The sequence below is a fragment of the Bradyrhizobium sp. USDA 4532 genome (assembly GCF_024171315.1).
Lineage (GTDB): Bacteria > Pseudomonadota > Alphaproteobacteria > Rhizobiales > Xanthobacteraceae > Bradyrhizobium > Bradyrhizobium australafricanum.
The window spans coordinates 6,416,524-6,440,571 of sequence record NZ_JALJZN010000001.1 but is presented as its reverse complement, the minus strand read 5'-3'; the positions used below and the strand labels follow the sequence as shown (position 1 = coordinate 6,440,571).

Annotated in this window: 21 protein-coding genes; 9 read left to right on the top strand and 12 right to left on the bottom strand. The window is 64.7% G+C overall.

Annotated features, from left to right (window positions below; translation table 11 throughout):
- Positions 1-74: 74 nt before the first annotated feature.
- The 4 genes from J2R76_RS29680 to J2R76_RS29665 all read right to left on the bottom strand — a co-directional run bounded on the left by J2R76_RS29680 (position 75) and on the right by J2R76_RS29665 (position 4,863).
- Complete coding sequence (locus J2R76_RS29680) at positions 75-815, bottom strand: response regulator transcription factor (RefSeq protein ID WP_076834789.1); 741 nt, start codon at positions 813-815, stop codon at positions 75-77.
- Between the two features lie 280 nt (positions 816-1,095).
- A complete protein-coding gene (locus J2R76_RS29675) occupies positions 1,096-1,776 on the bottom strand; it encodes a response regulator transcription factor (RefSeq protein ID WP_016843264.1) in 681 nt (226 codons plus the stop codon).
- Positions 1,777-1,911: 135 nt separating this feature from the next.
- Positions 1,912-3,120, bottom strand: coding sequence for a c-type cytochrome (locus J2R76_RS29670; protein ID WP_307720419.1), 1,209 nt, complete (start codon positions 3,118-3,120; stop codon positions 1,912-1,914).
- Between the two features lie 27 nt (positions 3,121-3,147).
- Complete coding sequence (locus J2R76_RS29665; RefSeq protein WP_076834785.1) at positions 3,148-4,863, bottom strand: PQQ-dependent dehydrogenase, methanol/ethanol family; 1,716 nt, start codon at positions 4,861-4,863, stop codon at positions 3,148-3,150.
- Between the two features lie 404 nt (positions 4,864-5,267).
- Here J2R76_RS29665 and J2R76_RS29660 point away from each other — a divergent pair, with 404 nt between their 5' ends.
- The 4 genes from J2R76_RS29660 to J2R76_RS29645 all read left to right on the top strand — a co-directional run bounded on the left by J2R76_RS29660 (position 5,268) and on the right by J2R76_RS29645 (position 10,343).
- A complete protein-coding gene (locus J2R76_RS29660; RefSeq protein ID WP_028335209.1) occupies positions 5,268-5,753 on the top strand; it encodes a (2Fe-2S)-binding protein in 486 nt (161 codons plus the stop codon).
- A 90-nt stretch (positions 5,754-5,843) separates the two neighbouring features.
- Complete coding sequence (locus J2R76_RS29655) at positions 5,844-8,183, top strand: xanthine dehydrogenase family protein molybdopterin-binding subunit (protein ID WP_076834783.1); 2,340 nt, start codon at positions 5,844-5,846, stop codon at positions 8,181-8,183.
- A gap of 13 nt (positions 8,184-8,196) precedes the next feature.
- Entirely contained in the window at positions 8,197-8,997 is an 801-nt protein-coding gene (locus J2R76_RS29650) for a xanthine dehydrogenase family protein subunit M (protein WP_076834782.1), read from the top strand.
- A 233-nt stretch (positions 8,998-9,230) separates the two neighbouring features.
- The gene (locus J2R76_RS29645; RefSeq protein ID WP_076834780.1) at positions 9,231-10,343 is read left to right on the top strand and encodes a CaiB/BaiF CoA-transferase family protein; all 1,113 of its coding nucleotides are present in this window, start codon (positions 9,231-9,233) and stop codon (positions 10,341-10,343) included.
- A 202-nt stretch (positions 10,344-10,545) separates the two neighbouring features.
- Here J2R76_RS29645 and hppD read toward each other — a convergent pair whose 3' ends face one another.
- Complete coding sequence (gene hppD, locus J2R76_RS29640) at positions 10,546-11,664, bottom strand: 4-hydroxyphenylpyruvate dioxygenase (RefSeq protein ID WP_253625293.1); 1,119 nt, start codon at positions 11,662-11,664, stop codon at positions 10,546-10,548.
- A gap of 123 nt (positions 11,665-11,787) precedes the next feature.
- Here hppD and J2R76_RS29635 point away from each other — a divergent pair, with 123 nt between their 5' ends.
- Positions 11,788-12,264, top strand: coding sequence for an Lrp/AsnC family transcriptional regulator (locus tag J2R76_RS29635; RefSeq protein WP_038385738.1), 477 nt, complete (start codon positions 11,788-11,790; stop codon positions 12,262-12,264).
- An 81-nt stretch (positions 12,265-12,345) separates the two neighbouring features.
- Positions 12,346-12,657, top strand: coding sequence for a DUF1272 domain-containing protein (locus tag J2R76_RS29630; RefSeq protein ID WP_028335203.1), 312 nt, complete (start codon positions 12,346-12,348; stop codon positions 12,655-12,657).
- Positions 12,658-12,756: 99 nt separating this feature from the next.
- Here J2R76_RS29630 and fahA read toward each other — a convergent pair whose 3' ends face one another.
- The 5 genes from fahA to J2R76_RS29605 all read right to left on the bottom strand — a co-directional run bounded on the left by fahA (position 12,757) and on the right by J2R76_RS29605 (position 18,537).
- A complete protein-coding gene (gene fahA, locus J2R76_RS29625; RefSeq protein WP_076834776.1) occupies positions 12,757-14,028 on the bottom strand; it encodes a fumarylacetoacetase in 1,272 nt (423 codons plus the stop codon).
- A gap of 109 nt (positions 14,029-14,137) precedes the next feature.
- Positions 14,138-15,484 (bottom strand): homogentisate 1,2-dioxygenase, encoded by a 1,347-nt coding sequence (hmgA, locus tag J2R76_RS29620; RefSeq protein WP_076834774.1) that lies wholly within the window; start codon positions 15,482-15,484, stop codon positions 14,138-14,140.
- A 2-nt stretch (positions 15,485-15,486) separates the two neighbouring features.
- Complete coding sequence (locus J2R76_RS29615) at positions 15,487-16,440, bottom strand: MBL fold metallo-hydrolase (RefSeq protein ID WP_076834772.1); 954 nt, start codon at positions 16,438-16,440, stop codon at positions 15,487-15,489.
- A 231-nt stretch (positions 16,441-16,671) separates the two neighbouring features.
- Positions 16,672-16,899 carry a DUF2783 domain-containing protein gene (locus tag J2R76_RS29610; protein WP_050401747.1) on the bottom strand — a complete coding sequence of 76 codons (228 nt, stop codon included), beginning with the start codon at positions 16,897-16,899 and terminating at the stop codon, positions 16,672-16,674.
- A gap of 9 nt (positions 16,900-16,908) precedes the next feature.
- Positions 16,909-18,537: an FAD-dependent oxidoreductase gene (locus J2R76_RS29605; RefSeq protein ID WP_141342735.1), complete on the bottom strand. Its 1,629-nt coding sequence runs from the start codon at positions 18,535-18,537 to the stop codon at positions 16,909-16,911.
- Positions 18,538-18,706: 169 nt separating this feature from the next.
- Between J2R76_RS29605 and J2R76_RS29600 the strand changes: the two genes are divergently transcribed.
- Positions 18,707-19,267, top strand: coding sequence for a MarR family winged helix-turn-helix transcriptional regulator (locus tag J2R76_RS29600; RefSeq protein ID WP_057021109.1), 561 nt, complete (start codon positions 18,707-18,709; stop codon positions 19,265-19,267).
- Between the two features lie 263 nt (positions 19,268-19,530).
- Here J2R76_RS29600 and J2R76_RS29595 read toward each other — a convergent pair whose 3' ends face one another.
- Together J2R76_RS29595 and J2R76_RS29590 are read right to left on the bottom strand one after the other, a co-directional pair.
- Complete coding sequence (locus J2R76_RS29595; RefSeq protein WP_256521258.1) at positions 19,531-20,532, bottom strand: NAD(P)-dependent oxidoreductase; 1,002 nt, start codon at positions 20,530-20,532, stop codon at positions 19,531-19,533.
- Positions 20,486-21,292: an N-acyl homoserine lactonase family protein gene (locus J2R76_RS29590; RefSeq protein WP_016843242.1), complete on the bottom strand. Its 807-nt coding sequence runs from the start codon at positions 21,290-21,292 to the stop codon at positions 20,486-20,488. Before J2R76_RS29590 ends, J2R76_RS29595 begins: the two co-directional genes overlap by 47 nt.
- A 388-nt stretch (positions 21,293-21,680) precedes the next feature.
- Between J2R76_RS29590 and J2R76_RS29585 the strand changes: the two genes are divergently transcribed.
- Both J2R76_RS29585 and J2R76_RS29580 read left to right on the top strand, forming a co-directional pair.
- Complete coding sequence (locus J2R76_RS29585; protein WP_076834766.1) at positions 21,681-23,240, top strand: caspase family protein; 1,560 nt, start codon at positions 21,681-21,683, stop codon at positions 23,238-23,240.
- A gap of 139 nt (positions 23,241-23,379) precedes the next feature.
- Entirely contained in the window at positions 23,380-24,033 is a 654-nt protein-coding gene (locus J2R76_RS29580) for an OmpA family protein (RefSeq protein WP_076834764.1), read from the top strand.
- Positions 24,034-24,048 lie beyond the last annotated feature (15 nt).

Here is a 24,048-nt window from a genome sequence, read left to right as displayed (position 1 = left end):
TTCGCGTGAAGAAAACGCATCAGACAAGAACCTGGAGCCTTTCCCGTTGCGATTCCATCGAAACGGGAAAGGCTCTAGGCGCCATGCGACGACGGCGAGGCCGTCACCGGCGCGTGGTCGTGCTTGCCGAAGTCCAGCTTCGACAGCGCGATGATGGCCTCGGTGCGGCTGCGCACGCCGAGCTTGCGCAGGATCTCCGAGACATGCACCTTCACGGTGGTGACCGAGATATCGAGCTCATAGGCGATGTGCTTGTTCTGCAGGCCGCGGCAGATCATGTCGAGCACGCGAAGCTGCTGCGCGGTGAACTGGCCGAGCTGCTGCACCAGCTCGCGCGCCTCGGCCTGGGCCTTCCGCGCGGCGGCGGTATCGCGAAAACGCGGCGGCAGGCACACCGCGCCTTCGAGGATGCCGCGCAACAGCCGCGCCAGCTCGAGCTTCGGCGTCGACTTCGGGATGTAGCCGGAAATGCCGAGCGAGAGCGCGCCGCCGACGATCCGGGGATCGTCATGCGCCGACACGATCACGAGCGCGCTGCGCGGCGCGGCGGCACGCACCCGGTAGGCGCCGAGCAGGCCCGTCGTCCCGGGCATCGACAGATCGAGCAGGATCAGATCGAGCCCGTCGCGCGCCGCGATCACATCCAGCGCACCGTCGATCGACGTCGCCTGCAGCACCTCGGCATCGGGAAACTCGGCCCCGATCACGCCGATCAGGGCGGCACGGAACAGCGGGTGATCCTCGACGATCAGCAGTCGAGGCGTACCCGCCTTGCCGAGCGGCGGCTCGTCCGCCAGGGGCGCGGTCGTGGTCAATGCTGCGCCGTCCTCCCTCGGATGCTCATAACAGCCATTGTGCGCACGACGTTATCTCAAAGCCGGATGGCAGCCTATAGGCAGGATTTCCAATGCGCCCGCCTCGCAGTGCAGCACGGCTAGTGTGCCGAATCCGAAGTTCGCATCATTTGCCGCACCTTCGGAGCGAACTTCGGATTCGATAAGGACACTAGCAAACTTGTGATTCTAGTGTGCTTTATGAATGCGAAGTTCGTGAAAGTGGCTGCCGCGAAATCGCACGAACTTCGCATTCAGCACACTAGGGCGCCTTCTCCGCCTTTGCGCCCGAACAGGCCTCCGGGACCGGAAGCGGAATCTTGCCGAGCTCGATGATCGCCTTGTTGCGGCTGAACAGCTTCAGCTTGCGCAGGATCTCGGTGACATGCGCCTTCACGGTGGATTCCGCGAGCTTGAGCTCGGCGGCGATCTCGCGGTTCTGCAGGCCGCGGATGATCAGATGGAGCACCCGGATCTGCTGCGGCGTCAGCTTCTGAATGCGTTCGCGCAGCGTCCGCGCCGTCTCGGACTGTTCCAGCGCACCGACCGCGACGAAATCCCGCGGCGCGGAGACCGACCCGCTCAGCACACGCGCGATCGCCTGCGAGAGCTCGCCGAGCGAGGTCGACTTCGGCAGATAGCCGACCGCGCCCATCTCGAGCGCCTCGCGGATGGTGTGCTTGTCCTCCTCGCTCGAGACGATGGCGATCGGCAGCCGCGGATAGCGATCCCTGATCTTCTGGAAGCCGGAGAAGCCGACCACGTCGGGCAGCAGCAGATCGAGCAGCGCCAGGTCGATATTCGGCTCGCTGGCGAGGATGCCAAGGGCCCCCTTGATCGAGGTGGCCTCATAGATCCGGGCATCGGGATGCGAGATGCGAATGGCGTTGCCAAGCGCCTCCCCGAACAGGGGGTGATCGTCGATGATCAGGAACCCCATCATGAGGACCCTCGCACTGCTCAAGCCTCCGTTCCGATTGGATCGGAACGGGGCTCTCGATTCATGTTCTGACGCGTTTTCTTCACGCGAACCGGTATCCACTTCGCTCGAAAACGCTCCTCTTGCGAACCGCAGCTTCTAGTTCGATCCGCCGGTATCCTGCACGCTCTGCAGATAGACATATACGTTTCTGAGCTCGTCGTCGTTGAAGACGTCCTTCCAGGCCGGCATGCCCTTGGCCGGCCGCCCGTCATGGACCGTCTTCCAGAATGTCGATTCCATGTCGTCAGCATAGCGCTTCTTGAGCAGCCTGAGATCGATCTTTCGCTCGGCCTGCACCGCGTCCGGGCCGTGGCAATGCGCGCAGGTTCCGTTGAAGACCTCCCGCCCGGCGGTGGCATCCCCCTTGGCGTCGCCGGCGGTCGCGGCGGTCTGAACCGGTCTCTCGGCCGCCGCGGCCGCGGCCTGCCCGACCGTGACGGGCTCGCTGGCGCCGACGGACGACGTCGTCGCGCGGTCGGCCTCGCCGAACTTCACCGGTGCGCCGTTCGGCACGCCATATTTGGCAAACAGGGCGGCAATCTCCGGCTGCAGCGCCGGCAGCACGCCGTCGACTTCATCGCGCAACGCGCCGGACGCCTTGGCGAAACCGATCGCGGTCGCCCAGAGCAGGCCGTCGCCCTCGGTGGACACGATCTGATATTTGTCGCCGAAGCTGGTCTTGTTGAGCCAGCCCGCCACCGGCGCCCAGATGAAGGCGATGTCGGCCTTGCCCTGTTCGAGCGCCGCCATGCCCTCCTCCGGGCTGAGCACGGTCACCTTCCGGACGTCGTCGCGCAGCGCGAGCAGGTTCTGCGGCGTCGATTGATACTGCACCGCAACCCGCAATCCCCTGAAATCGTCGACGCCGGCAAGCTTGCGGTCCTTGCTGCCGACCAGCGCATAGCCCTCATGGGCGATCGGCTTCGAGAAGATCACCGCCGGGCCCATGAAATCGTCGATCAAAGGCAGGCCGACCATGGCGTCGCACTGCTTGCTGAGCAGCGTCTCCCGCACCGTGCGCTTGCCGAAATAGGACTTGTACCAGTTGGTGCTCACCGTGCGGCCGAGCGTCTGCGCCACCGCCTGGCCGATCTCGAGATAGAGGCCGGGCTTGCCCGGGTCGTCGCTCGAGAACGGCAGGTTGGTCGGGTCGGCGCAGAGCCGCAGCGGCGGCTTTGTCTCGTCGGCGCCGGCCGCTAGGGCCGGCACCATGAGCAGGGCGGAGAGCAGCACGGTCCGGATTGCATGTTCCAACCGCGTGTTGCGCGAGGGGGTGCGCAGTTCGTTTCGGGCGATGCAGGACACGGACAATGCTGCCTCCTAGACGATCGTTTACTGCAGGGCGAACACGAACAGCGAGCCGCCTTCGGGCGCCGCGGCGACCATCTTCTTGCCGATGTCACCGAGGAAGGCCGGCAGCGCCGCGGTGCGTCCGACCACGATCGCGACATACTGCTTGCCGTCGACCGAATAGGTCACTGGACCTGCACCGATGCCGCTGCCGAGGTTCTTGCTCCACAGCACCTTGCCGTTCTTGGCATCGATGGCGCGGAAGTCGCCATGCAGATTGCCGGAGAACACCAAATTGCCGCCGGTCGTCAGCGTGCCGCCGTTGAAGGGCAGGTCTTCCTTGATGCTCCACACCTTCTTGTTGGCGATCGGATCCCAGGCTACGAGCTCGCCGAGGAAGCCGCCGGGGCCCGGCTTGGTCGGGAATTCGGCGCCAAGATAGAACACGCCGCGCTTGTAGTTCACGTCAGAGACCGACCAGTCCATGCACACATTGTTGCTCGGGATGTAGACGAGGCCGGTCTGCGGGTTGAACGACATCGGCTGCCAGTTCTTGCCGCCGATCAGGTTCGGGCAGATGTCCTTGGCGGGATGGCCCGGGCCCGGACGCTTGTCCGGATCCTCTTCCGCCCGCATCGTGTTGATGTCCCACTTCTTGGCCCAGTTAGCGAAGACGTATTTCTCCGCGGAGATCATCTTGCCGGTCTCGCGGTTGGCCACGAAGAAGAAGCCGTTGCGGTCCGCCTTCATCAGCACGGGCGTCTCGGTACCCTTGATCTTGAGGTCGGCGAGCAGCAGCTCGTTGACGCCGTCATAGTCCCAGGCGTCAGCCGGCGTGCCCTGGATGTGCCACTTGATCTTGCCGGTGTTGGGATCGATCGCCAGCGTCGAGGCCGTGTAAAGGTTGGTCAGCTTGCCGAAATTGCCGTCGCCGGTGGAGCGCACCGCGGTGTTCCACGGCCCCGGATTGCTGGTACCCCAGTAGACCGTGTCGGACTTGGCATCGTAGGAGCCGACCAGCCAGGCGGCGCCGCCGCCGTGCAGCCCGGTGTCGCCCTTCCAGGTGTCGCTGCCGGGTTCGCCCGGCGCCGGCACCGTGTAGGTCTGCCAGAGCAGCTTGCCGTCCTTGAGCGAGAACGCCTGCAAGGCGCCGCGGACGCCATATTCGCCGCCGCCGAAGCCGGTGATGACCTTGTCGCGGACGACGAGCGGCGGCGAGGTGATGACCGAGCCCTGCTTGTAGTCGACGACCGTCGAGGTCCAGAGCTCCTTGCCGGTCTCGGCGTCGAGCGCGGTCAGCTTGCCGTCGAGCCGGCCGACGAAGATCTTGCCGTCGGCATAGGACACGCCGCGATTGTTGACGTCGCAGCAGGCGTATTGAAGCACGTCATCCGGAATATCGGGCTGCCAGGTCCATTTGCGCGCGCCGGTCGCGGCATCGATCGCATAGACGTATTTCGGACCCCACGAGGTCGACACATACAGGTTCTTGCCGATCACAACGGGCGACGACTCGTTGGAGCGGAGCGAAGCCAGCGACAGCGAGTAGACCAGCTGCAGCTTGCCGGCATTCTCGGAGTTGATCTGCTTCAACGGGCTGAAACGCGTATTGCCGTAATCGTGGCCGGCAATTGCCCATCCGTTGGGATCGGACGCCGCCTTCACGACGGAATCATTGGCTTTCGACGCACCAATGCCTGCCAGCACCATGGCGACCAGCGACACGCCGGCAAAGAAAATCCCGCTCCTCAGCTTCATTGGCTTCCTCCAATATGATTTTGTTGCCGCGATGGATGCATCGCGGGCGCGGATCGCTACCGAATTTCATGAACCAGCGATCTTCTGCCGCTGCGTCGGCGATGAAAATGACAGCAACGCCCTTGCGTCGTTATAGGCGGAAGGTAGTAGCGATCGCGGCGACGATTTTGGCGTGCGGCGAGCACCGTCAGTTTGCCGAAAACCGCTTGCGCTGCCGGGCAATTTCGTCGCGCTGGAGTGCGCCGCAGGCTGCTTGCAAATTGCCCATTGAACGGCTGCCTGCTAGGATCGCAGGCACTGCCCGGCGCCTTCATGACAGGGCCGCGACTACGACTTTGATCGCGGTTACGACCCACATGAAGCGTGGTCTACTGGGCCCATAACGAAGCTATTGGGAGAAACGCGTGTCTACAGTCAAACTGACGGTAAACGGCAAGGCGGTCTCGGTCGACGTTGAGGACCGAACCCTCCTCGTGCACCTCTTGCGCGAAAACCTGAACCTCACCGGCACCCATGTCGGCTGCGATACCAGCCAATGCGGCGCCTGCGTCGTCCATGTCGATGGACGGGCGGTCAAATCCTGCACCATGCTGGCCGGCCAGGCGGCGGGCTGCAACGTCACCACGATCGAAGGCCTCGCCAAGGGCGACGAGCTGCACCCGATGCAGGCGGCGTTCCGCGACAATCACGGCCTGCAGTGCGGCTATTGCACCCCCGGCATGATCATGTCCGCTGTCGACATCGTGCACCGCCATGGTGGCAAGCTCGATGAGGAAACGGTTCGCCACGAGCTCGAGGGCAATATCTGCCGCTGCACCGGCTACCACAACATCGTCAAGGCGGTGCTCGACGCAGCCGGCCGCATGAAGGTTGCGCAGGCCGCCGAATAGCGCGCCACGCACCGCACACGATCAAGCTCACCACCGCCGGTCTCGATGGAAACGGCGGCAAATCGAATCTCCGGTCGGGAGGACTAGACAATGGGTGTTGAAGGAATTGGCGCACGTGTCGTGCGCAAGGAAGATCGCCGGTTCATCACCGGACAAGGACGTTACGTCGACGACGTCAAAATGGTCGGCATGAGCTACGCTCACTTCATCCGCAGCCCGCATGCCCATGCCAAGGTCAAGGGCATCGATTCCGCCGAGGCCATGAAGATGCCCGGCGTGATCGCGGTGCTGACCGGACAGCAGATCGTCGACGACAAGGTCGGCAATTTGATCTGCGGCTGGGCCATCACCTCGAAGGACGGCTCACCGATGAAAATGGGCGCGTGGCCGGCGATGGCGCCGGAGACCGTGCGCTTTGTCGGGCAGGCCGTCGCGGTCGTGATCGCCGAGACCAAGAACCAGGCCAGGGACGCCGCCGAAGCGGTCGTCGTCGATTACGAAGAACTTCCCGCGGTGCCTGACATCAAGGCCGCGATCAAGCCGGGCGCCGCGCAGCTTCATCCCGAAGCTCCCGGCAACATCGTATATGACTGGCATCTCGGCGACGAAGCCGCGGTCAAGGATGCCTTCAGCAAGGCGGCCAATGTGGTGACGCTCGACCTCACCAATAACCGCCTGGTGCCGAACGCGATGGAGCCGCGCGCCGCGATCGCGCATTACGACCAGGCCGAAGAGCACTACACGCTCTACACGACGTCGCAGAACCCGCACGTCGCCCGCCTCGTGCTGTCGGCGTTCTACAACATCGCGCCCGAGCACAAGCTGCGCGTGATCGCGCCCGACGTCGGCGGCGGCTTCGGCTCCAAGATCTACATCTATCCCGAAGAGATGGTGGCTCTGTGGGCCTCGAAGAAGGTGGGCCGCCCGGTGAAGTGGACCGGCGACCGTTCGGAAGCCTTCCTCACCGACGCGCATGGCCGCGACCATGTCTCGAAGGCGGAGTTGGCGTTCGACAAGGACAACAAGATCCTTGGCCTGCGGGTGAAGACCCACGCCAATTTCGGCGCCTATATGTCGCTGTTCTCCTCGGCGGTGCCGACCTATCTCTACGCGACGCTGCTGTCGGGCCAGTACGTGATTCCGGCGATCTATGCCGAGGTGATCGGCGTCTACACCAACACCACGCCGGTCGACGCCTACCGCGGCGCCGGCCGCCCCGAGGCCAGTTTTCTGATCGAGCGCATGATGGAGACGGCGGCGCGGCAGTTGAAGGTCGATCCGACCGAGCTGCGCAAGAAGAACTTCATCACCCAGTTCCCGTATCAGACGCCTGTAATCATGGCGTATGATATCGGCGACTTCCACGCCTCGATCGATGCTGCGATGAAGGCGATCGACTATGCCGGCTTCCCGGCCCGCAAGGCCAAGGCGAAAGCCGACGGCAAGCTGCGCGGCATCGGCATCTCCTGCTACATCGAGGCCTGCGGCATCGCGCCGTCGAAGGCGGTCGGCAGTCTCGGCGCCGGCGTCGGCCTGTGGGAGTCGGCTGAGATCCGCGTCAACCCGGTCGGCACCATCGAGGTGCTCACCGGTTCGCACAGCCACGGCCAGGGCCACGAAACGACGTTCTGCCAGATCATCGCGGAGCGGCTCGGCGTGCCGATCAGCCAGGTCTCGATCGTCCATGGCGACACCGACAAGGTGCAGTTCGGCATGGGCACCTACGGCTCGCGCTCGCTCGCGGTCGGCGGTACGGCGATCGTGAAGGCGATGGAGAAGGTCGAGGCCAAGGCCAAGAAGATCGCCGCGCATGCGCTCGAGGCGTCCGAGAGCGACATCGTGATCGAGAACGGCGAGTTCAAGGTCACCGGCACCGACAAGTCGATCGCGCTGCCGATGGTCGCGCTCGCCGCCTACACCGCGCATAATTTGCCCGATGGCATGGAGCCCGGGTTGAAGGAGACGGCGTTCTACGACCCGACCAACTTCACCTTCCCGGCCGGTGCCTATATCTGCGAACTCGAGGTCGATCCCGGCACCGGCAAGACCTCCTTCGTCAACTTCGTCGCAGCCGACGATTTCGGCCGGCTGATCAACCCGATGATCGTCGAGGGCCAGGTCCATGGCGGCCTTGCGCAGGGCATCGGCCAGGCACTGCTCGAAGGTGTGGTCTATGACGGCACTGGTCAGCTCATGACCGCGTCCTTCATGGACTACACCATGCCGCGGGCCGACGACCTGCCCTCGTTCCAGCTCTCCCACACCACGACGCTGTGTCCGGGCAACCCGCTCGGCGTCAAGGGCTGCGGCGAAGCCGGCGCGATCGGCGCCTCGGCTGCCGTGATCAACGCGATCACGGACGCGATCGGCAACAACAAGCTGGAAATGCCGGCGACGCCCGATCGCGTCTGGCATGCCATTCACGGTTGAGGGAGGAAGAGCCATGTACGAGACAAATTATCACCGCGCTTCCTCGGTCGCTGACGCCGCCGCAACCTTCGCCAAAGGCGCGGAATCAAAATTCCTCGCCGGCGGACAAACCCTGCTTCCGGTGATGAAGCAGCGTCTTGCCGCGCCTTCCGACGTGATCGACCTCTCCAAGGTGCAGGAGATGATCGGCATCGAGGTGTCGGGCGACACCGTCACCATCAAGGCCGCGACTCCGCATTACGATGTGGCGCAAAACGATGCGATGCAGAAGGCGATCCCGGCGCTCGCCAATCTGGCGTCGATGATCGGCGATCCTGCCGTGCGCTATCGCGGCACGATCGGCGGCTCGCTCGCCAACAACGACCCGGCGGCGGACTATCCGGCGGCGGTGCTGGCGCTCGGCGCGACGGTCAAGACCAACAAGCGGTCGATCGCGGCGGATGATTTCTTCAAGGGCCTTTTCACGACGGCGCTCGAGGATGGCGAGATCATCACCGCGGTGTCGTTTCCGGTCCCGGCCAAGGCGGGCTACGCGAAGTTTCCGAACCCGGCCTCGCGCTTCGCGCTGACCGGCGTGTTCGTCGCCAAGACCAAGTCGGGTGACGTCCGCGCCACCGCCACTGGCGCATCGCAGAGCGGCGTCATGCGGGTGGCGCCTATCGAGCAGGCGCTGAAGGCGAACTGGGCGGCCTCGGCGCTCGACAGCGTCAATATCCCGGCGAGCGGCTTGCTCGCTGACATCCACGGCTCGGCCGACTACCGCGCCAACTTGATCAAGGTGATGGGACAGCGGGCGGTCGCGGCCGCGGGCTGATAGCGCCTAAACACAAGTCCAGAACGGCGCGCAGCGATGCGCGCCGTTCGCGTTTTTACCGGCGGCACAGGACAAAAGGTGCTTGCCACATCCGGCTTTAGGCGAGACAATTTAGCTAATCAGCTAATTAAAAATACCGTCCCACGGACGGCTGGGAGAACGCATGAAGTTCGGCACCAAGCCAGCCGTGACATCTCAGCCGCCTAGCGCCCCGCAACCAACGGAAGAACAACGTGCTCGATAAACCTGCCTCCCAGACTGCCGCCCGCACCTCGGGCCCGCTCGCCGGCTTCCGCATCGTCGAATTCGCCGGCATCGGTCCCGGCCCGTTCGCCTGCATGCTGCTCGCCGACATGGGCGCCGAGGTCATCACGCTCGATCGGGTCGGCGCCGGCAAGAATCTGAAGGCGGTCGCAACCCGCGGCCGCAAGGTCATCGAGCTCGACCTCAAGAACAAGGCGGCGATTGCTGAAGTGCTCGACCTGCTCGGCCACGCCGACGCGCTGATCGAGGGCTTTCGTCCCGGCGTGATGGAGCGCCTCGGCCTCGGCCCGGATGTCGTGCTCGCGCGCAATCCAAGACTGGTCTATGGCCGCATGACCGGCTGGGGCCAGGAAGGCCCGCTGGCGAATGCCGCCGGCCATGACATCAACTACATCTCGATCACGGGCGCGCTGGCTGCGATCGGCACCAAGGAGAAGCCGGTGCCGCCGCTCAACCTGGTCGGCGATTTCGGCGGCGGCGCGCTCTACCTCGTGGTCGGCGTGCTCGCCGCGCTGCTGGAAGCGCAGAAGTCCGGCAAGGGCCAGGTGGTCGATACCGCGATGTGCGACGGCGCGGCCTCGCTGATGTCGATGTTCTACGACATGGCCGCGCAGGGCCGCTGGAGCGGCGGCCGCGACCAGAATTTCCTGGACGGCGGCGCGCATTTCTACGGCGTCTACGAATGCTCCTGCGGCAACTTCATCTCGATCGGCTCGATCGAGCCGCAATTCTACGCGCTGCTGCGCAAGCATGCCGACCTGACCGACGCCGACTTCGACGCGCAGATGGACCGCAAGGCCTGGCCGGCGCTGAAGGAGAAGCTGACCCGGGTGTTCAAGAGCAAATCGCGCGCGGACTGGTGCCAGATCATGGAAGGCACCGACATCTGCTTCGCGCCGATTCTGACCATGGAGGAAGCGCCCAAGCATCCGCACATGGCCGCGCGCCAGGTGTTCGTCGAACGCCACGGCGTCACCCAGCCTGCCCCCGCGCCGCGCTTCTCGCGCACGCCGTCCGCGATCCGCGAGCCGGAGCTGGCGAATATCGGGGATGTGACGGCGGCTTGGAAAGCAGCGAAGTAAATCTCGTTGTCGTCCCGGCCAAGCGAAGCGCGAGCCGGGACCCATAACCACGACACGCGGTTGTGGCGCGCGGCTTTTTTCCGCGGGACTACTACCCGGCACACGCGATAGATTCCGCGGTATGGGTCCCGGCTCCCGTGCGCAATTGCGCACGAGGCCGGGACGACACCCTTTGCTGTGCGCTGGCGCGGCGCGCCATGGCTCACGCCGCGTGATCGACCTTCAGCACGCCGCGGCGGATCTGGTCTTCCTCGATCGATTCGAACAGCGCCTTGAAGTTGCCTTCGCCGAAGCCGTCGTCGCCCTTGCGCTGGATGAACTCGAAGAAGATCGGCCCGATCGCGTTGGCCGAGAAGATCTGCAGCAACACCTTGGTCTGGCCGCCGTCGACCACGCCCTCGCCGTCGATCAGGATGCCGTTGGTCCTGAGCCGGGCGACGTCCTCGCCATGCTTGGGCAGGCGGGCGTCGATCCGCTCGAAATAGGTATCGGGCGGCGACGGCATGAACGGCAGGCCGTCGGCGCGCAACCTCTCGACCGTCGCGTGGATATCGCGCGCGCCGCAGGCGATGTGCTGGATGCCCTCGCCGCGGTAGACGTTGAGATATTCCTCGATCTGACCGGAATCGCCGGCGTCCTCGTTGATCGGAATCCGGATCTTGCCGTCCGGACTGGTCAGCGCACGGGAGAACAGGCCGGATGCGCGGCCCTCGATGTCGAAGAAACGGATCTGACGGAAGTTGAACAGTTTTGCATAGAAGCCGGTCCAGACATCCATCCGGCCGCGATGGACGTTATGGGTGAGGTGATCGATGTAATAAAGCCCCGACCCGGCCGGGCGCGGGTTGACGGCCCCGAGCCACTCGAACTCGGCATCATAGGCCGAACCCTTGGCGCCGTAGCGGTCGACGAAATAAAGCAGGCTGCCGCCGATGCCCTTGATCGCGGGCACATCGAGCGTCTTCGCCGCGGGCGCGACATCCGCCGGCTCCGCGCCGAGCGCGAGCGCGCGTTCATAGGCTTGCTTGGCGTCGACGACGCGGAATGCCATCGACGGCGCGCAGGGACCGTGCGCGGCGACGAAGTTGAAGCCGTGGCTGCCCGGCTCCTCATTGACGAGATAGTTGATGTCGCCCTGGCGATAGACCGTGATCTGCTTGGTCCGGTGGCGGGCGACCGCGACGAAGCCCATCAGCTTGAAAAGCGCGTGCAGCTCCGCCGGATTCGGATGGGCATATTCGACGAACTCGAAGCCGTCGGTGCCCATCGGGTTCTCAGTGTTGATTTCGGCCGGCGGCGCATCGTGCGGAAACGGACCCATGGCGGCAACTCCCTGACTTGTCTGGGGATCAGTTTCCGTCATTTGCTGCACAACGTGCGTGCAAAATCGGTCCCATTTTGCTAGCCTTGCGCACGATCCGTGCACGAAATGGACATTTGACGCATGCCTGAAGTGGACGCCTTCGACCTGAAAATGCTCGCCGCCCTGCAGGACGACGGCCGGCTGACCAACCAGCAGCTGGCCGACCTCGTCGGGCTGTCGGCATCGCAATGTTCGCGGCGGCGGATGCGGCTGGAGGAGGAGAAGGTCATCGCCGGCTACCATGCCGAGCTCGCCGGCGAGGCGCTCGGCTTCGGCCTGATCGCCTTCATCCACATCACGCTGGCGACCCACTCGCCCGACAACGCCAAGCGGTTTCGCGAGTTGGTCAACCGGGTCGACGATATCCAGGAGGCCTATGCGCTGACCGGGGATGCCGACTACGTGCTCAAGGTGATGCTGCGCGACCTCAAGAGCCTGTCCGACATCGTCAACAACGTGCTGATGCCGCACCAGAGCGTGGCCCATGTGCGCTCCTCGATCGTGCTCGACCGCCTGAAGGAGAGCACCAGGCTGCCGCTGAAGTCGCTACAGGCGTGATGGCTCGAATCGAGGGAAATCCGCCATTCGCTTTTGCGGCACCACTTGCGATCATTCCGGCAACGGCAAGAGAGACGAACCATGGCGCTGCAGCTGCGACCGAACTGCGAATATTGCGACAAGGACCTGCCACCCAGCGCCACCGACGCGCGGATCTGCTCCTATGAATGCACGTTCTGTGCGGATTGCGCCGAGACCAGGCTCGGCAATGTCTGCCCGAACTGCGGCGGCGGCTTTGCGCCGCGGCCGATCCGCCCGGCCAAGCCGTGGCGGCCGGGTGTCTGCACGGTCAACCAGCCGCCGTCGGACAAGCGGGTGCATTTGAAATACAGCCTCGAGGACGTCGCGGCGAATACGGCGCGCTTGAGGGATGTCAGGCCCGAGGAACGGTAGCTGGCCCACCCGTCATTCCGGGATGGTCCGAAGGACCATACCCGGAATCTCGAGATTCCGGGCTCGATGCTACGCATCGCCCCGGAATGACAACGCGACCTACTCCGTCGCGACGATCGTGCCTTCGACCTCGCCGAAGCCGACGCGATAGCCGTCGCCCTGGCACCAGCCGCGCATCACGAGCGAATCGCCGTCCTCCAGGAACGACCGCGTCACGCCGCTGGCAAGTTCGACCGGCTCGGTGCCGTTCCAGCTGATTTCCAGGAGACTGCCGCGCTGGTGCTTCTCGGGGCCGGAGATCGTGCCGCTGCCGAGGAGATCGCCGACATTCATCGCGCAGCCGCTCGAGGCATGGTGCACGAGCTGCTGCACCGACGACCAGTACATGTATTTGAAGTTGGTGCTGCAGATTGTCTTCGCCTCGTTCATTGCACCGGCGCGCAGCGCGACGTCGAGCTGCATGTCGTAATTGTTCGGCTGGGTCTGCTTGAGATACGCCAGCGGCTCCGGCTGCTGCGCCGGGCCCTGCATGCGGAACGGCTCGAGCGCCTCGCGCGTCACCACCCACGGGCTGATCGAGGTCGCGAACGCCTTGGCCTGGAACGGGCCGAGCGGCACATACTCCCACTGCTGGATGTCGCGCGCGCTCCAGTCGTTGAGGATGACGAAGCCGAAGATCATCTCCTCGGCCTGCTTCTCCGTCAGCATCTCGCCCATCGGCGAGGCCTGGCCGACGACCACGCCCATCTCGAGCTCGAAGTCGAGCCGCTTGCAGGCGCCGAAGCTCGGCACCTCAGCGGTCGGCGGCTTCAGCTGGCCGCGGGGGCGGCGCACTTTGCTGCCCGACACGACCACCGTCGAGGCGCGGCCGTTGTAGCCGATCGGCATATGCAGCCAGTTCGGCTGCAGCGCATTGTCCTTGCCGCGGAACATGACGCCGACATTGGTGGCGTGCTCCTTCGACGAGTAGAAATCGGTGTAGCCGGAGACCGCGAACGGCATGTGCAGCCTGACGTCGGCCATCGGCACCAGCGCCCGCGCCCGCAGTTCCCTGTTGTCGCGCAGCTCCGGATGATCCGAGCGGAGCAGCTCGCTGATCCGCGCCCGCGTCGCCGACCACACTTTCGGCCCGAGCGCCATGAAGGCGTTGAGCGACGGCTGCGAGAACACGCCGAGCGGTCCGACATCGAGCCGCGAGTCCTGCTCGAGCTCCCACAGGTCGAGCACATAATCGCCGATCGCAACACCGACGCGCGGCGCAAGGCCATCCTTCGACGAGAACACACCATAGGGCAGGTTCTGGATCGGGAAGTCGGAGGTCGGGGCGACGTCGATGAAGGAGCGGAGCTTTGGGTCGTTGGGGTGGGTCACTGATTCCTCCAATCAAGAAGCTGTCATGCCCGGGCTTGACCCGGGCATCCATCTTCGGAAAGCGCGATGGATCGCCGGGTCAAGCCCGGCGATGACGAGGGACACAAACTCACGGCTTGTTCGGGTCGAACTTCTTCTCCAAGCCCTTCCAGCAATCCGAGTAATCGTCCTGCAGCGTCGACGATTTCGCCGCATGTTCGGTCACGCGCTGCGGGAACCGGGTCTCGAACATGAAGGCCATCGTGCCGGTCAGCTTGACCGGCTTCAGCTCGCTGTTGCTGGCGTGCTCGAAGGCTTCGCGGTCGGGACCGTGCGGCAACATGCAATTGTGCAAACTGATGCCGCCCGGCACAAAGCCCTGCGGCTTGGCGTCGTAGACGCCGTAGATCAGCCCCATGAACTCCGACATGATGTTCATGTGGTACCACGGCGGACGGAAGGTGTTGTCGGCCACCATCCAGCGCTCCGGGAAGATCACGAAGTCGATATTCGCGGTGCCCGCGGTCTCCGACGGCGAGGTCAGCACCGTGAAGATCGAGGGATCGGGATGATCGAAGGCGATCGCGCCGACCGGCGAGAAGGTACGCAGATCGTATTTGTAGGGCGCGTAATTGCCGTGCCAGGCGACCACGTCGATCGGCGAATGCGGCAGCGTGGTCTTGAACAGCGAGCCGCCCCATTTGACGTAGAGCTCGGTCGGGGTGTCCTTGTCCTCGTAGCTCGCGACCGGCGTCAGGAAGTCGCGTGAATTGGCGAGGCAGTTGGCGCCGATCGGGCCGCGCTCCGGCAGCGTGAACGCGCCGCCGTAATTCTCGCAGAGATAGCCGCGCGCCGGGCCGCCGGGAATTTCGACGCGGAATTTGACGCCGCGCGGGATCACCACGATCTCGCCCGGCTCGGCATCAATCCGGCCGAACTCGGTGACGAAACGCAGATTGCCCTGCTGCAGCACGAACATCATCTCGCCATCGGCATTGTAGAAATGCTGATCGACCATCGATTTGGTGATGAGATAGATGTGTGCGGCCATGCCGGCCTGGGTGTTGGCATCACCCGCCGTGGTCATGGTCTGCACGCCCTGCAGGAAGGTCATGTCCTCCTTCGGGATCGGCGCGGGGTCCCAGCGCAACTGTGCGATCGGCATGTCGTATTCGTGGCACGGCGCGGTGCGCCACAGCCCGCTATCTGCCCTGGCGAAGCGGCCGGAGTGCCGCACCGACGGGCGGATGCGATAGAGCCACGAGCGCTCGTTGGTGCCGCGTGGCGCCGTGAACGGCGAGCCGGACAATTGCTCGGCATAAAGCCCATAGGCGCAGCGCTGCGGCGAATTGCGCCCCATCGGCAGCGCGCCGGGCAAGGCCTCGGTCTCAAAGCTGTTGCCGAAGCCGGACATGTAGCCCGGGGTGACTTGCCCTGAGCTGCGGACGATCTGATCAGGCGAGGTATTGATGTTCATCGCTATCCTCCTTGCAGGGCGGCCCACATTTCCTGGTCGCGCTTGTCGGTCCAGATCACGGGATCGTCGATCCCCGACGCCTCGTCATAGGCGCGCGAAACGTTGAACGGCAGGCAGTGCTCGTAGATCGCAAAGCTCGAGAACTTCGGATCCATCACCTCGCGCGTTGCCGCCATCGATTCCTTCATGCTGCGGCCCTTGGCGACGGATGATTCGGCCGCGCCGTAGAGCGTGGTGACGAAATCGCGGGTCATCGCGATCGCATCGCGCCCGGTGGCGAGGCCCTTCAGCGCATCGCCACGGCCCGGCGCGATCGCCTTCGGATTGAAGGCGCGGATCTCGTTCAAGGTCGTCGGCCATTCGCGCAAATGCGCATCGCCGCAATAGCACGCCGAGTGATATTCGATCAGATCGCCGGAGAACATCACCTCGGCATCCGGCACCCAGGCGACGATGTCGCCCGAGGTATGGCCGGCGCCGAGCTGCATCAGCCGCACCTCGCGCTTGCCGAGATAGATCGACATCTCGCCTTCGAAGGTCAGCGTCGGCCAGGTCAGGCCGGGAATGCTTGCCGCATCCTGGAACAGGCGCGGGAAGCGGCCATATTCGGAATCCCAATCCTGCTGGCCGCGCTCCTCGATCAGGCGATAGGTCTCCTGCGAGGCGACGATAGCTTGCGCGTGATAGGCGGAGGCGCCGAGCACGCGCACCGCATGATAGTGCGACAGCACGACATATTTGATCGGCTTGTCGGTGACGGTCTTGACCCGCTCGATCACCTTGTTGGCCATCGCCGGCGTCGCCTGCGCGTCGAACACCAGGCAGCCGTCGTCGCCGACGATCACGGCGGTGTTGGGATCGCCCTCGGCGGTGAAGGCATAGAGGTCGGTGCCGATCTCGGAGAAGGTGACCTTCTTCTCCGAAAGATCCGTGGTCGATGCGAAACCTTTGGCCATCAGTTCAATCCTGTCCGTTCAAGAGCATTCGCCCCCTCTCCCCGTTCTTACGGGGAGAGGGTTGGGGTGAGGGGCTGTCTCCGCATACACGGCGACAGATGTGTCTGCGGAAGCGCCCCCTCACCCGGAGCGCATCTGACGATGCGTTCCGACCTCTCCCCGCAAGCGGGGCGAGGTGAGGCGGAGGCTGCTGCGCGACTTGATCAAGATCCATCCTGATTCAGCTCGTAACTATTGTTGTTGCTGCTGTTGCTGCTGGCTTGCATCAAGCATCCGCCGCTTCGCCAGCGCGATCGCCTCGCGCAGCACGTCGAGATCACCGATATGGTTGGCGAGCACCAGAACCAGCGCAGCATCGAGATCGGCGCTCTGCGCCTCGGTGAGGCCGCGATGGGCCTCGACGATGGCGCGGAAGGCGTCATCGGGCTTTGCGAAATTCGAACTGGTCGACAGCGCCATGACTGCTCCTCAGTTCAGGCCGGCTGCGCGCGCCAGCGCCGCATCAAGTGCCGGCCGCGCCGCGTTGCGGAAGCGTGCCGCGACATAGCCGTCCGGCCGCAGCAGATAGGCGGTGCCGGGCTCGGCATCGTAGCGCTTGCCGGCAAGGCCCTGCGCGTCGACCAGCCCATCCTCGCCGCCGACTCGGATGCTGCCGACGCCATCGGGCACATCGGCAGCCGCGCCATTGCCAAACTCCAGCAGCGTGAAGCGCGTTCCCTGTCTGATGAAAACATCGGTCAGATAGGTGGAACCTCCGCCCTGCTCCGTCACCGGAGCATCCGGCATCGAGGCGCCGGGCCGCGGGCCGCCGCGCCAATCATCGCGATCGCCGCTCGACAGCGGCGTATCGTAGACCGACGGCACCGACAGCCGCCCGCCATTGACCATGCGCTTGCCGAACTCGGTATCGTTGGCGAGCGACAGCACCGCCTGGCGCAGCCGCGCTTCCTGTTTCGTCACCGGCGCCATAAAGTCGGTCGAGCGGGTCGACTCGCGGATGTTCTCGTCCGCCGCCGCGCTGCGCTCGATGTGATAGCTCTCCAGCAAGCCCTCCGGCGACAGCCGGCGCAGCACGCGGTCGAGCTTCCACGCCAAATTCTCGGCGTCCTCGAGCCCGGAATTGGCGCCGCGCGCGCCGAACGGCGAGACCTGGTGGGCGGAATCACCGGCAAAGATCACCCGGCCGTGGATGAACTTGGCCATCCGGCGACACTGGAACTTGTAGAGCGAGATCCATTCGAACTCGAACTTGTCATGGCCGAGCATGCGCTCGATCCGCGGCCGGACATTCTCGGGCTGCTTCTCGGCCACCGGATCGGCATCCGGGTTGAGCTGCAGATCGATCCGCCAGATGTCGTCCGGCTGCTTGTGCAGCAGCGCCGAGCGTCCGGCATGGAACGGCGGATCGAACCAGAACCAGCGCTCGGTCGGGAACGCCGCCGTCATCTTGACGTCGGCGATCAGGAACTGGTCCTCGAACACCTGGCCCGCGAACTCCGCGCCGACCATCTGCCGCAGCGAGGAACGAGCACCATCGCAGGCGACCACGAAGGTCGCGTGCACCTGGTAGGAGCCGTCAGGGGTTGCGATGGTCAGCGCAACGCCATCGTTGCGGCTCTCCAGCGCGATCACCTTGTTGCGCCAGCGCAGGTCGATTTCAGGCAGTTGCCCGACCCGGTCGACCAGATAGGCCTCGGCGTAGAACTGCTGCAGGTTGATGAAGGCGGGCCGCTTGTGGCCTTCCTCGGGAAGCAAATTGAACTGGTAGAGCTGCGAGGCGCCGTGGAAGATCTTGCCGACGCTCCACACCACGCCTTTCTCGACCATGCGGTCGCCGACGCCGAGGCGATCCCAGAACTCAAGCGAGCGCTTCGAGAAGCAGATCGCGCGCGAGCCTTCGCCGATCCGGTCGGCATCGTCGAGCAGCACCACGCGCTGGCCGCGCTGCGCGAGATCGATCGCGAGCGACAATCCCACCGGCCCGGCGCCGACCACGACGACGGGATGCTCCGCGACATTGGCGCCCGAGCGCTCCTGGTCGGGATGACGGCGATAGCCGAACTGGGTTTTGGCCTGTGCCGTGTTGGCGTGTGCCATTGCGTGACCCTGGATGTTTCCCTTGCGCCGCGGCCTCTGGCTGCGGTTCTGTGTGACCGGCGTGCGACCGGGACCTTGCGAGCCGGCCGCGACCTTGCTAAATTAGTCTCACTTGCAACTATCTTAAACCCCCAGTCGGGGCTGCCGTCAACTCAAATTGGAGGGATTTTTGGCACGGACCTCTGCAAGCCAGCCTCCAGCCCGGCCGCGCAGTGCCGTGGAAGCGGAGCTGCGCGACACTATCGCGCCGACCAAGAAGCGCCTCGATCTCTTCCATTTCATGCCGTTCCGCCTGAACCGGCTGGCGGCCGAGGTGTCCTCGGCGCTGTCGAGCGAATATCAGGCGCGCTACGGCCTCGACATTCCGGAGTGGCGCGTGCTCGCAACGCTCGGCTTCCGCAGCGATCCCTGCAGCGCGCAGTACATCGCGCACTGCACGCGCACCCATAAATCCACCATCAGCCGCGCGGTGTCGGCGCTGATGGAGCGCGAGATCGTCGAGCGCGTCGAGAACGCCGACGACCGCCGCGAATTCCGCCTGCGACTGACCAAAACGGGCCAGGCGCTCTACGAGGAACTGATCCCGCGCCTGCTGCGCAAGGAACAGGAGATCTTGTCCTGCCTCTCCGCACAGGAACGCCGCGACCTCGGCCGCCTGCTCGGCAAGGTCGAGAGCACCCTCGAGTTGGTGCAGACCAGCGAAGAGGCCGACGCGAAGGACGCGTATTAGGCTCACTCAACCCGTCATCCTGAGGAGCGCGCAGCGCGTCTCGAAGGATGCACGGCCCGGCTGGTGGCCGTCGACCCTTCGAGACGCGCGCAAGAGCGCGCTCCTCCAGCGACAAAGGCGAAGCCTTTGCGCGGGGGTGACGGTGATGGAATCTTGTGCGGCTCCTTCCACCGTCATTGCGAGCGAAGCGAAGCAATCCATGCATCCGAGCATGCGGGACGATGGATTGCTTCGTCGCTACGCTCCTCGCAATGACGGTGCCGTTACGCCCTGTCGATATGTGTCGCGATCACCGGAAAATAATTGTCCTTCGATCCCTTGTCGATCGCTTCCTGCAGCACCGTGCCGATCAGCTCCGCGCCGCGGATCTTGATGCCGGCGTCGGCGGCGAGCTCCAGCGCGTAGGACAGATCCTTCAGCGCATATTCGGTCGAGAATGCGCGCTCGGGAAACACGCCGGGCACGATCGCCTTCATGCCATGGTTGCGCAGCGCAAAGCTGTCGGCCGAGCCCTTCGACAAGGTTTCCAGCAGCAGCTTCGGATCGACGCCGTTATGCTTCGCCACCGCGACAGCCTCGGCCAGCGCGTTCACGGTCTCGAACAGCACCATGTTGTTGAGGATCTTGGTCACCTGCCCGGCGCCGACGTCACCGCAATTGGTGACATCGGTGGCGAAGCAGCGGATCAAGGGCTCGATCGCGGCATAAAGCGCCGGCACCGCGCCGACCATCACGCTGAGCGTACCGTCCTGCGCCGCCTGCCGCGTGCGCGCGATCGGTGCGTCGACCCACGCCGCGCCCTTGGCCTGCAACTGCGCGGCGAAATCGCGGGTCTGGCTGACTGAAGACGTGCCGAGATCGACCACGATCTGGCCGCTTCTCGTGTTCTTCAAAATGCCGTCGCCTTCGAACACCGCGCGCACGTGCCTGGCGCTCGGCAAGCAGAGGAACACCACATCGCTCCGCTTGATGACGTCGGCGACCGACGCCGCAACCTCGGCACCGTCGGCGCGCAACCGCTGCAGCGGTTCGGCCGAGAGGTCGAACACGACAACGCGCTTGCCGCTCTTCTTGACCAGGTTGCGGCAAATCGGCTCACCCATCACGCCGAGGCCGATGAACCCGAGAGTCTTGGTGTCAGTCGTCTTGGTGTCAGTCATATCGCTTCTTTTGACGTTTCTTGACGTGTTGCAGACGAGCCTCGCCCAATCGGCGAGGCTATTTCGCGAACGATCGCGATGGCGCGAGATGCAGCGCGAACGCATCGACCTTGTCGCTGGCGCGCGGATAGATCTCGCTGACGATCGGATCGTGACCGGGAATGAAGCGGTCCGGATGACCGGCGAGCCGCTCGACGGTCTCCCAGCCCTGCGCCATGTCGCCGACATTGTAGACGATCGGGAACGGGCTGCGCTTGTGCAGGTTCGCATAATAATGCGCGGCGTCCGACGCCAGCACGACCGGGCCGCGCGCGGTCTCGATGCGCACCACTTGCAGGCCGTCGGAATGGCCGCCGACGCGATGCACGGTGACGCCGGGTGCGATCTCGCCGTCGCCGGAGTGGAAGGTGACGCGCTCGCCATAGACGTGGCGCACCATCTGCGTGACGTGCTCGATGGAGAACGGATGGCGCAGCATGCCGTTGCACATGCAGCGGCCGGTCGCGTAGCTCATCTCGCGTTCCTGCAGATGGAATTTGGCGTTCGGGAAGCGATCGAGATTGCCGGCGTGGTCGTAATGCAGGTGAGTGACGACGACATCCTTGATGCTATCGGCACTGACGCCGAAGCCGGCCAGCGCGTCGACCGGGTTGAGCGTCAGCTTGCGGGCGCGCGCCTTAGCCTCCTCGGCGTTGAAGCCGGTGTCGACCAGGATGTCGCGGCCATGGCCACGGATCAGCCAGACGAAATAATCCAGGTCCTGCGCGGTGGTATCGTGCGGATCGGGCACCAGGAAGTTGAGGTGGGGCGTGCGCGGCGACATCGTCGCATAGCGCAGGGCGTAGATCTCGTAGGCGTTTCCCATCGGTTTCGCTCTTGTTTGCAAGGCCTGTTTTGAACGGCTTGTCTTTGAATAGCCTGCCGTCCCGAACACAAAGCCATCGCCTCGCGCAAAGGTCAAACCGCGCGGCGTGCGACGAGCGCATGACAGGGTGGCGACAGCCTTCGTGAGTGCAGGCACGTTATCGGCCCGCAGGAACCAGCACCGTGCCGGATGACGATGGCCGCCATGACCGCATGCTGCTGCACTGCGGTCTGGCTGGCATCACCGCGATAAACGATGCTGCCGCAAGCCGTTGACGGGGGCTTGGCCGTGGTTTGATAATGGATTTTCGCTAGAGTAAGGTTCCCGAGGCGCAGGCTGGAAGCGGCGCCGTTTCACTGGAATGCCGCGATCTGGATTTGCTGCGATTATGAAAATCCGCCTTGCCTTGCTCGCCACGCTGATTTTTTCAATCGCGGCGCCCACTTTGTCCTTCGCTGCCGGCGACCGTTTCGCGCTGGTGATCGGCAACGCCAAATATCCCGACGCCGACGCACCGCTGAAGGAGCCGGTCAACGACGCCCGTGACGTCGCCGACGAGTTGAAGCGCGACGGCTTCACCGTCGAGGTCGGGGAGAACCTGACCGGCGACGGCATGCGCCGCGCGTTCGACCGGCTCTACGGCAAGATCAAGCCGGGCTCGGTCGCCCTGATCTTCTTCTCCGGTTACGGCATCCAGTCGAACCGGCAAAGCTACATGATCCCGATCGATGCGCAGATCTGGGCCGAGGCGGACGTACGCCGCGACGGCTTCAGCCTCGAGACCGTGCTCGGGGAAATCAACAGCCGTGGCGCCGGTGTGAAGATCGCCTTGATCGACGCCTCGCGGCGCAACCCGTTCGAGCGGCGCTTCCGCAGCTTTTCGGCAGGGCTCGCCCCGGTGATCGCCCCGAACGGTACATTGGTGATGTATTCGGCCGCGCTGTCGTCTGTCGTCTCCGACAATGGCAGCGACCACAGCCTGTTCGTGCGGGAACTCCTGAAGGAGATCCGCACCCCCGACCTGATGGCCGAGGAAACGCTGAACCGCACCCGCGTCGGCGTCACCCGCGCCTCGCGGCAGGAACAGGTGCCGTGGATCTCGTCGTCACTGGCCGAGGATTTCTCGTTCATTCCGGCCGGCACGGCCGGGCCGTCGAACGCCGCGCCGGCAACCGCCGCGTCGCCGTCACCGGAAGTGGCAGCGGCACCGCCAGTCGCGCCTCCGCCGGCTCCGCCCGCAGCAACGCCGACACCGCCCGCGGCGACCCCGACGCCACCAGCGGCAACAGCGCCGACACCATCACCGGCGCCGCCGACGCCTCCGATTGCGGCAGCGCCGACTGCACCGCCACCCCAGCCCAAGGCGCCCGAGATCGCCCTGCCGCCGCCCGCGGCTCCGCCGCCGGTGGTGATCCAGCCCACGCCGGCCCCGAGCAATTCGCCTGTGCTCGCCGATGATCCGACGATCAAGAGCTTGAGCGAAAAGCTGGACAAGAATCCCGATGACGCAGCGGCGCTGTATCGCCGCGGCCAGGTCTATGCCAGCAAGGGGGCCTACGACCTCGCGGTGAAGGACTTCACCAATTCGCTGCGGCTGAACCCGAAGGATGTCGAGGCCTATAACAACCGCTGCTGGGTCCGCACCGTGATCGGCGACCTGCAGGCGGCGCTGAAGGACTGCAACGAGGCGCTGCGCCTGCGTCCGAACTTCGTCGATGCACTCGACAGCCGCGGGCTGATGAACCTGAAGGGCGGGCAGAACAAGAACGCGATCGCCGATTTCGACGCCGCGCTGAAGATCAATCCGCGGCTGACCTCGTCGCTGTACGGGCGCGGGCTCGCCAAGCAGCGCAACGGCGCGGTCGCGGAGGGCGATCTCGACATCGCCAACGCCAAGGCGATGGACCCGAACATCGTCAAGGAATTCGCCGACTACGGCGTGCAGTGACAATGGACGAAGGTCTGCCCGCGGCTCGAACCGCTGACGGAATTGAGCGACTAATCAGAGGGTGCGAGCCGGGCGGCGATGCCGGCAATCAATCTGGATAGTCGTTGGAACCGCGTCAGCTTGCGCAGGAGGGACCGAAATGTTCAAGCCGTCGGCAAAGGCCGCGATCGTTTCAATCATGACCGTTGGCGCCGCGCTGTCGTTTTGCCTGGCAGCCGCCCGCGCCGGTGACGATGTCACCGAGGACCAGATCATCAAGGCGCTGACGCCCGACAAGAAGCCGCTGACCCGCGGTCTTTCGGCCGGCCCGCAGACCACCTCGCCGGAGCTGAACGTCGACCAGGCCAAATTCGTGCAGAGCGTCCGCGGCCGCACCACCCGCTCGCTGTCCTCGGCCGAGCGCGAGGAAATCGCGACCATCGTCCAGGACAAGCCCAAGATCGATCTCGAGATCAACTTCGACTACAACTCCGCCGATATCAGCGCCAAGTCGCTGCCGTCGGTGCAGGCGCTCGGCCGCGCCTTGACCAATCAGGACCTGAAGGGCTCGACCTTCGTGGTCGCCGGCCACACCGACGCCGCCGGCGGTGAGGACTACAATCAGGGCCTCTCGGAACGCCGTGCCGACGCCATCAAGCGCTATCTCGTCGACAAATACGGCATCAACGGCACCGATCTCGTCACCGTCGGCTATGGCAAGAGCAAGCTGAAGGACCCGAGCCACCCGATGGCGGAGGTGAACCGGCGCGTGCAGGTCGTGAACGTGGAAAACAAGGCCACCGCCGCCAAGTGATGGGCGGTGGCGTGG

What these genes read in the sequence shown, in the direction of transcription:
- J2R76_RS29675 (WP_016843264.1), bottom strand. Translation starts at nt 1,776, where the DNA reads ATGATGGGGTTCCTGATCATCGACGATCACCCCCTGTTCGGGGAGGCG.
- J2R76_RS29665 (WP_076834785.1), bottom strand. Translation starts at nt 4,863, where the DNA reads ATGAAGCTGAGGAGCGGGATTTTCTTTGCCGGCGTGTCGCTGGTCGCC.
- J2R76_RS29655 (WP_076834783.1), top strand. Translation starts at nt 5,844, where the DNA reads ATGGGTGTTGAAGGAATTGGCGCACGTGTCGTGCGCAAGGAAGATCGC.
- J2R76_RS29650 (WP_076834782.1), top strand. Translation starts at nt 8,197, where the DNA reads ATGTACGAGACAAATTATCACCGCGCTTCCTCGGTCGCTGACGCCGCC.
- hppD (WP_253625293.1), bottom strand. Translation starts at nt 11,664, where the DNA reads ATGGGTCCGTTTCCGCACGATGCGCCGCCGGCCGAAATCAACACTGAG.
- J2R76_RS29635 (WP_038385738.1), top strand. Translation starts at nt 11,788, where the DNA reads ATGCCTGAAGTGGACGCCTTCGACCTGAAAATGCTCGCCGCCCTGCAG.
- J2R76_RS29630 (WP_028335203.1), top strand. Translation starts at nt 12,346, where the DNA reads ATGGCGCTGCAGCTGCGACCGAACTGCGAATATTGCGACAAGGACCTG.
- hmgA (WP_076834774.1), bottom strand. Translation starts at nt 15,484, where the DNA reads ATGAACATCAATACCTCGCCTGATCAGATCGTCCGCAGCTCAGGGCAA.
- J2R76_RS29615 (WP_076834772.1), bottom strand. Translation starts at nt 16,440, where the DNA reads ATGGCCAAAGGTTTCGCATCGACCACGGATCTTTCGGAGAAGAAGGTC.
- J2R76_RS29610 (WP_050401747.1), bottom strand. Translation starts at nt 16,899, where the DNA reads ATGGCGCTGTCGACCAGTTCGAATTTCGCAAAGCCCGATGACGCCTTC.
- J2R76_RS29605 (WP_141342735.1), bottom strand. Translation starts at nt 18,537, where the DNA reads ATGGCACACGCCAACACGGCACAGGCCAAAACCCAGTTCGGCTATCGC.
- J2R76_RS29595 (WP_256521258.1), bottom strand. Translation starts at nt 20,532, where the DNA reads ATGCGTTCGCGCTGCATCTCGCGCCATCGCGATCGTTCGCGAAATAGC.
- J2R76_RS29590 (WP_016843242.1), bottom strand. Translation starts at nt 21,292, where the DNA reads ATGGGAAACGCCTACGAGATCTACGCCCTGCGCTATGCGACGATGTCG.
- J2R76_RS29585 (WP_076834766.1), top strand. Translation starts at nt 21,681, where the DNA reads ATGAAAATCCGCCTTGCCTTGCTCGCCACGCTGATTTTTTCAATCGCG.
- J2R76_RS29580 (WP_076834764.1), top strand. Translation starts at nt 23,380, where the DNA reads ATGTTCAAGCCGTCGGCAAAGGCCGCGATCGTTTCAATCATGACCGTT.